4 protein-coding genes are annotated in these 4,132 nt (G+C 63.6%); 1 reads left to right on the top strand and 3 read right to left on the bottom strand.

Features of this window, described 5'->3' with window-relative positions; all coding sequences use genetic code 11:
- A partial coding sequence (locus tag HLUSI_RS0116455; protein WP_029363618.1) for an aldehyde dehydrogenase family protein occupies positions 1-229 on the top strand: 229 nt, incomplete at its 5' end.
- Positions 230-257: 28 nt separating this feature from the next.
- On the opposite strand, the gene HLUSI_RS0116450 is transcribed toward HLUSI_RS0116455, so the two are convergent.
- The 3 genes from HLUSI_RS0116450 to HLUSI_RS0116440 form a co-directional block, all read right to left on the bottom strand.
- Positions 258-1,733, bottom strand: coding sequence for a DNA recombination protein RmuC (locus tag HLUSI_RS0116450; RefSeq protein WP_029363617.1), 1,476 nt, complete (start codon positions 1,731-1,733; stop codon positions 258-260).
- Between the two features lie 15 nt (positions 1,734-1,748).
- Positions 1,749-2,150 (bottom strand): group II truncated hemoglobin, encoded by a 402-nt coding sequence (locus HLUSI_RS0116445; protein ID WP_016835013.1) that lies wholly within the window; start codon positions 2,148-2,150, stop codon positions 1,749-1,751.
- A 52-nt stretch (positions 2,151-2,202) separates the two neighbouring features.
- On the bottom strand, positions 2,203-4,132 hold a 1,930-nt coding region (locus HLUSI_RS0116440; RefSeq protein ID WP_016835012.1), incomplete at its 5' end, for an ABC transporter permease.

The raw sequence follows: 4,132 nt of genomic DNA, 5'->3' as shown, positions 1-4,132 counted from the left end.
ACGGGGCGGCGTGACGGTCAACGACACGCTGCTGCACATTGCGCAAGAGAATTTGCCTTTCGGCGGAGTCGGCGCATCCGGCATGGGCGCCTATCATGGAGAGGAAGGCTTCAGGCGCTTTTCGCACATGAAGCCGGTGTTCACGCAGAGCCGCTTCAACGTCATGCGCTTGTTCAATCCGCCTTACGGCAGGCTGTTTTCCTTGCTGATGAAATTTTTGATCCGCTGATTTATTTCAGACCGGGCCGCTTCAGCGTCTAGAGCAGTTCGCTCTGGCCGTCGCCGTCGATTTCCGGTTCGGCGGTGCCCAGCAATTTCTGCGCCGTATCGCTCGGCAAGGCTTCCACCGATTTCAATTTGCGCGTCATCTGGCGCGTGCGCGTTTCGGCCTGCTCGATGTTCTTGGCGGCGCGTTCCAGCGTACTCTTGGTCGCGGCCAGCACATCGCCGAATTTGCCGAACTCGGTCTTCACCGCACCCAGCACCTGCCACACTTCCGACGAACGCTTTTCCAGCGCCAGTGTGCGGAACCCCATCTGCAAACTGTTCAGCAAGGCCGACAAGGTCGACGGCCCCGCGATGCTGACGCGATGGGTACGCTGCAAGTCATCCGACAAACCCGGCCTGCGCATGACTTCGGCATACAGACCTTCGGTAGGCAGGAACAAGATGGCGAAATCGGTCGTCAAGGGCGGCGACAGATATTTTTCGGCGATGGTCTTGGCTTCGCCGCGCACGGCGCGTTCCAGCTCGCGGCCTGCCTGCGCCACGCCGTCTGCATCGGCGCGGTCGGCGGCTTCGGCCAGGCGTTCGTATTGTTCCTTCGGGAACTTGGCGTCGATCGGCATCCACACCGGCGTGCCGCCGTCATCGTTGCCGGGCAGCTTGATCGCGAATTCGACGCGCTCGCCGGTGTTGGGGACGGTCTCGACGTTCTTGGCGTACTGGTCCGGAGTGAGCATTTGTTCCAGCAGCATTTCCAGCTGCACTTCGCCCCAGGTGCCGCGCGTCTTGACGTTGGTCAGCACGCGTTTCAAGTCGCCCACGCCGATCGCCAGCTGCTGCATTTCACCCAGGCCCTGATGGACCTTGTCGAGACGATCCGAGACCAGTTTGAAGGATTCTCCGAGGCGCTGCTCCAGCGTCGCATGCAGCTTCTCATCGACGGTCTTGCGCATCTCTTCGAGGCGGTTGCCGTTGTCCAGCTGCAGGTCCTTGATCTTGGCTTCCAGCGTGGCGCGCACTTCGGCCATGCGCTGCGCGTTGGATTCGGTCAGCGTAGTCAGCGTCTGGTTCAGCGTATCGCCGAAACGCTTGAGCGAGACCGCCTGCTCTTCGCGGCTGGCCTGCGCTTGCAGGTTCATGGTCTGGCGCATGCCGTCGAGTTGCTGGGCGTTTGTTTCGTTGAGCTTGACCAGTTGCTGGGCGAAGCTGTCGATCTGGTTGTTCTGCAGGGTCGCAACGCTGGTCATCTGCGCCGCCAACGTCTGCTGCAACTGGCCGAAATTGCCGCCCAGTTCCTGGCGTGTGCTTTGTGCGTTGGATTGCAGCTGGTCGCGCAATTCGCGTTCGCTGCGCTCGGCCAGATCTTGCTGATGGCGTTGCAACTCGCTCTTGAGCTGCTGCAACGGCGTGCCGATATCGATGCCGCCGCGGCCGCGCAGGAGGATCACGATCTGCAGCACGATGCCGATGGCGATCAGGGCGAGGAGAATCATTTCAGTCTGGGTCATGTCGGTGCTTTTTGTTTAGTCAGGCTTGTTGCGCATCCAGTCGGCCGTCTGAAAGAACGACTGCATCAGGCGCGTGCGCAGCGCTTCGTCGAGGCCGGTGTCTTCCATTGCCCAGGCCATGCAGCGCAGCCACTGGTCGCGCTCGGAAATGCCAATGGCGAACGGCAGATGGCGCGCACGCAGGAACGGATGGCCGAAACGCTCGGTATACAGGTTGGGACCGCCGCTCCAGCCGGACAGGAACCAGTAGGTCTTGTCGCGCGAGCCGTCCAGCGATGGCGGATGCAGGGCACGGATGCCGGCGAACTCCGGCTCGAGGTCCATCAGATCGTAGAAACGATCCACCATGGCGCGCAGCTTTTCCGCGCCGCCGATCATGTCATAGACGGTCGGCTGATTAAGGTCTTCGATTTGCATAGACCGAGATGATACCTGCTTCGGTGCGGCCATGTCTCCGGTGATGGCGCCCTTATGCCTCGCGCAAAGTCTGCAGCGGCGGCCTCGACAGCACATTGCGCAAGCCGGCCCAGCCGCCGAATACGGCGCACGCCATGCCGATGCCGGCGCCCGCCAGCCACAACCACGGGCTGAAGCGCCATTCGAAGTCGAACACGTAATGCGCCAGCGCCCAGCCAATGGCGGCCGCACCGCTGGCCGCCAGCAACCCCGCCAAGGCGCCCACCAGCAGTACCTCGATACGCTGGGCGCGCGCCAGCTCCACGCGGGTGGCGCCGAGCGCGCGCAACAGTCCGGCCTCGCGCACCCGCTCGTCCTGCGAACCCGCCAGCGCCGCATACAGGACCAGCACGCCGGCCGTCAGCGTGAACAGGAACAGGAATTCCACTGCGGAAATCACCTGGTCGACGATGTCCTGGATCTGCTTGAGCACGCTGCCGATATCAACCACCGTCAGGTTCGGGAAATCGCGCGTGAGCACGTTGCCGAGCCCGGCCTTGGCGTCCGGCAAGTGGAAGGCGGTGATCCAGGTCTGCGGCATCTCGCGCATCGCCGCCGGATTGATGATGACGAAGAAATTGACCCGCAACGAGCCCCATTCGAGCTTGCGGATGCTGGTGACCGGTACGCTGACCAACTGGCCGGCGATATCGAATTGCAACCGGTCGCCGAGGCTGAGCTTGAGCGTCTTGGCCAGGCCCTCTTCCACAGACGCTTCGGGACGGCTGTCGTCATACCATTTGCCGCCGACGATGGTGTTCTGCGCCGGCAGGTCGCGCATGGTCGAGAGATTGAATTCGCGATCCACCAGGCGCTTGGCGCGGTCTTCCTGATAGGTGTCGTTGGTGACGGGCTTGCCGTTGATCTGCACCATGCGCAGCGTCAGCGCGGCGTCGCGTATCTGCTCCACCAATCCGGAAATCACCTGCGTGGCTTCTTCGAAACGCTGATCCTTCTTGCGCTTTGCCACCAGGCTGGCCTGCTGCAAACCTGCCTGCTTCAGTTTTTGCTCGACCACGTCTTTCTGGTCCGGCTGGATGTTGATGACGAAGCGGTTCGGGGCATCGGCCGGCGTGGCCTGACGCCAGGCGCCGATCAGGTCGCCGCGGATCACCGTCAGCAGCAGCAAGGCCATCAGGCCGAGGCCAACCGCGACGATCTGCATCGTGGTGGCGCCGGGTCGGCGCTGCAAGCCGTCGATGGCGAAGCGCCAGCTCTGGTTGTTGAACAGGCCGCGCAGCGATTGCACGCTGCGCAGGCAAGCCCAGGCAATCAGCGCAAACAGCGCGAACCCGCCAAGGAATCCGGCCGCCGTCATGGCGCCGAGCTTGATATCGCCGGCCTGCCACAGCAGCAATCCGGCAAAGACCAGCATGCCCAGCGCGTAAGTGGCGATGCTCATCGCCTTCGGCGCCGAGGCTTCGCGCCGGATCACGCGATTGTGCGGCACGTTGCGCAATTGCAGGATGGGCGGCAGGGCAAACCCCAGCAGCAGCAACAGGCCGGCCGCCACGCCCTGCACGGCCGGCTGCCAGCCGGCAGGCGGCAAGGCGGTCGGCATGAAATTGCCCAGCCATTGCAGCAGCGCGAAATGGGCGGCGTAGCCGATGAGCATGCCCAGCACGCTGGCCGCCAGTCCGACCAGCATGAATTCGCCCAGGTACAGCCGCGTCACCTGCGCCTGCGTGAGGCCAAAACAGCGCAGCATGGCGCAGGCGTCCAGGTGGCGCAGCATGAAGCGGCGCGCCGCCATCGCCACGGCCAGCGCGGCCAGCATGGCCGACAGCAGGCCCACCAGGGACAGGAACTGCTCGGCGCGGTCCAGCGTGGCGCGCATTTCCTGACGGCCTGATTCGAGCGATTCGATGCGCACGCCCTTGACGTTGCCGCCGTCGATGGTCTTTTGCAGCCATTGCTGGTAAGCCTTGATCTGCTCCGGCGCG

The sequence above is a fragment of the Herbaspirillum lusitanum P6-12 genome (assembly GCF_000256565.1).
GTDB lineage: Bacteria > Pseudomonadota > Gammaproteobacteria > Burkholderiales > Burkholderiaceae_D > Herbaspirillum > Herbaspirillum lusitanum.
This window is presented reverse-complemented; position numbering and strand designations above follow the sequence as displayed.

What these genes read in the sequence shown, in the direction of transcription:
- HLUSI_RS0116450 (WP_029363617.1), bottom strand. Translation starts at nt 1,733, where the DNA reads ATGACCCAGACTGAAATGATTCTCCTCGCCCTGATCGCCATCGGCATC.
- HLUSI_RS0116445 (WP_016835013.1), bottom strand. Translation starts at nt 2,150, where the DNA reads ATGCAAATCGAAGACCTTAATCAGCCGACCGTCTATGACATGATCGGC.